This window comes from Pseudomonas nitroreducens TX1, from assembly GCF_000313755.1.
In the GTDB taxonomy this organism is placed as follows: domain Bacteria; phylum Pseudomonadota; class Gammaproteobacteria; order Pseudomonadales; family Pseudomonadaceae; genus Pseudomonas; species Pseudomonas nitroreducens_A.
Genome location: NZ_AMZB01000113.1, coordinates 1 through 2284, shown reverse-complemented (window position 1 = coordinate 2284; position 2284 = coordinate 1). Strand labels below are relative to the sequence as shown.

The 2284-nt window shown below is 63.3% G+C and carries 4 protein-coding genes; all 4 read right to left on the bottom strand.

All coding sequences use genetic code 11. The annotated features are described in order from the left end of the window. Positions 1-368: hypothetical protein (locus tag C167_RS0115110; RefSeq protein ID WP_026079071.1), on the bottom strand; the 368-nt coding region annotated here is incomplete at its 3' end. 144 nt (positions 369-512) lie between these two features. Continuing rightward, positions 513-818: a hypothetical protein gene (locus tag C167_RS0115105; RefSeq protein ID WP_017519115.1), complete on the bottom strand. Its 306-nt coding sequence runs from the start codon at positions 816-818 to the stop codon at positions 513-515. Then, the gene (locus C167_RS0115100) at positions 818-1201 is read right to left on the bottom strand and encodes a hypothetical protein (RefSeq protein ID WP_235154322.1); all 384 of its coding nucleotides are present in this window, start codon (positions 1199-1201) and stop codon (positions 818-820) included. The genes C167_RS0115105 and C167_RS0115100 overlap by 1 nt, the downstream gene beginning before the upstream one ends. A 309-nt stretch (positions 1202-1510) precedes the next feature. Beyond that, on the bottom strand, positions 1511-2284 hold a 774-nt coding region (locus C167_RS32610; protein ID WP_017519113.1), incomplete at its 5' end, for a protein rep.

The following is a 2284-nucleotide window of genomic DNA, read 5'->3' as shown; positions in this document are numbered from 1 at the left end:
TCGGGGCGTTGTTCCTGGATCACTTCCCAGCGGGCCAGATACGCCCCGAGCGCCTTGGCTCCACGCCGGATGGCGCAGAGCGGGCAAACGAGGTGCTGCTTGCAGAAGGTGGCGTTGTGCAACCGAACCTTGCCCACCGTGAAGTACTCCCGGAAGTGCAGGTAGTTACCGCAGGTGGCGAGGCCTGCGGCGGTCTTCTCGGCTTCGACTTCTGGAGCGCCACGAAGGTGCTCCAACATCGCTACAGCCCTTGAGTGAGCTTGGCCGTAGCGTGCTATTCTGTCGCCGAAGTTACTGACTTCATCGACCCCTGTAGGTGCGCCGTCCGCCAAGATCGCAGCACCTACGGGGGTTTTCTTTTTGGCCATTCGTGGCCCTCCTTCCCGTGCCCACAGCATACCCGCTGCATGCACATTGTTTCTATGTATCAAGTAAGGAGGCCCCGGCAGGTGCGTACCGGTCGCGCTGCCGCGCGTTCCAGCCCGCATCTGCCGGGGCCTCCAGACTGATTCTTAGGAACCCGTGACGAGCGCCGGAGCTGCCCCGCGCGGGATGAAGTAGGCCACCGAGCGGCCCGAGGCGAAGCACCCCACAGGGACGCGGATTTTCTTGCCCTGGGCGGCGACGAAGGGGCGAGCGTCCTCGACGCTCAGGGTGATCAGCTCCAGGCGCTTGCCGCCGTCCGGCATGGGCAGGTGCCCGAGGATCTGCACCTTGTCCCGGGGGTCGTACTCCTCGCCGGTCTTCTTGCTGACGCCGCCCGGTTGGACGTACACGTTGGCCACCTGGCCGCACAGCGTGAACATGGCTTCGCTCATCACTCAGCCCCCTCTCCCGGCTCACCCAGCGCCTCACGCGCCTCCACGAACTCGAAGGCATCGATGTCGAGCAGCTCCTGGTCAACCTTGTCCAGAGCCTCGATCAGAGCCATCTCGATGAACTCCCGTTTGCTCATGCCGAGAATCGACAGTGAGTTGTCCAGGCGATCCACCAGCTCGACAGTGAGCTTCGCGCAGACGTTACGGAGAGGGATCGGGCAAACGTCCTCCAGGGACTGCGCCGGCACGAAGGTGCCGTCTACGTTCTTGCCCAGGCTGCCGGACTCGACCATGCGCTCCATGTCGCTGATCGAGAAACTGCCCATGCTGGAGAACTTGAAGGCCAGCGCCTTGTACTTGATGAACTGATCGAAGTGACTCATGACTTTTTGCCCCGTTTGGATGATTAGCCGTTCTGGCTGGCGAAGTATGGCCCGCGATTGGATCATCGTCCAGTCATAGGATTGGAGCATTGGAGACCTTTAGGTCATGAGAAGGACGCGCCGCTGGCGCGTAGAGCAGAGCAAGAGCGCCCTCGCCGGGCGGCATCCCCCGGGCCAGTTCCTGGCCCGGTGTACTGCCTGAGGGTGTTTGGTGGGGAGTCCGTCAAGGGTGCGCTTCGCCCGTGCCTCCGTTCGCCGGCTCGTACCTCACCGACGAGCCGGGGGCGCGGCCCCTGACGGGGTTTGCCGTTACGTAACGGGCTTACCCTTGCGGCGCTTCTCGCCTTCCCACACCAGCGTGGCGAAGCACTTAGGCTTCGTCTCCCCTGCACCTGGGCGCTTGCCGCCCGGGAGATGCTGGGTCGAGGAAAGATCAGCTTCCTGGACAACCTCATAGGCTCTCGGGGCCGCGTCGTCGCTCTGCACCGAGCCGCTCGCTCCTTGGCCCTCGGCCTTCGGGCTTTCGCCGGTGAAGCGGTACTCACCCTCGATGAACCGGTAGAAACGATCCCAGTAGGGGAGGGAGTCCAGGGGCTCATCCAGGAGGGAGTCCGGCACCTGGACACCACGGAACAGGCCGAAGGAATTCAGCAGGCGTTTGCCCTTCAGCACCTGGGCGGCGTGCCAGTTGTCCTCGAGCTCCAGGTCAGAGAACTTCAAGGCGTACTTGAAGACCTCCATGAACCCCTCGCTAGGATCGCCTGTGATGGGCCTGCAATCGACGATCATGCTGTCACCGGTGATCCGGTGCCACTCAGCACTGATCGCGCTTTGAGAGGGCTCAGAGGCCGCCAGAAGGATCATGTGACAGTGAGGGTGCCACCCGTTGCCCTTGTTGGTCAGCTCCAGGGTGTAGACCCCGCCCTCCGCCTTGCAGAGCTCCGTCCAGGGCGAACGAGGCACCCCGGCGTTGAAGTTGCGCCGGTGGGTCATCAGCTTGCGAAGTGAGCCCGTCAGGTGCGCATGGCGCTCCTCCAGGTCATCACCGTTCTTCACGGTCAGAGTGAGCAGGTAGGGACGAAG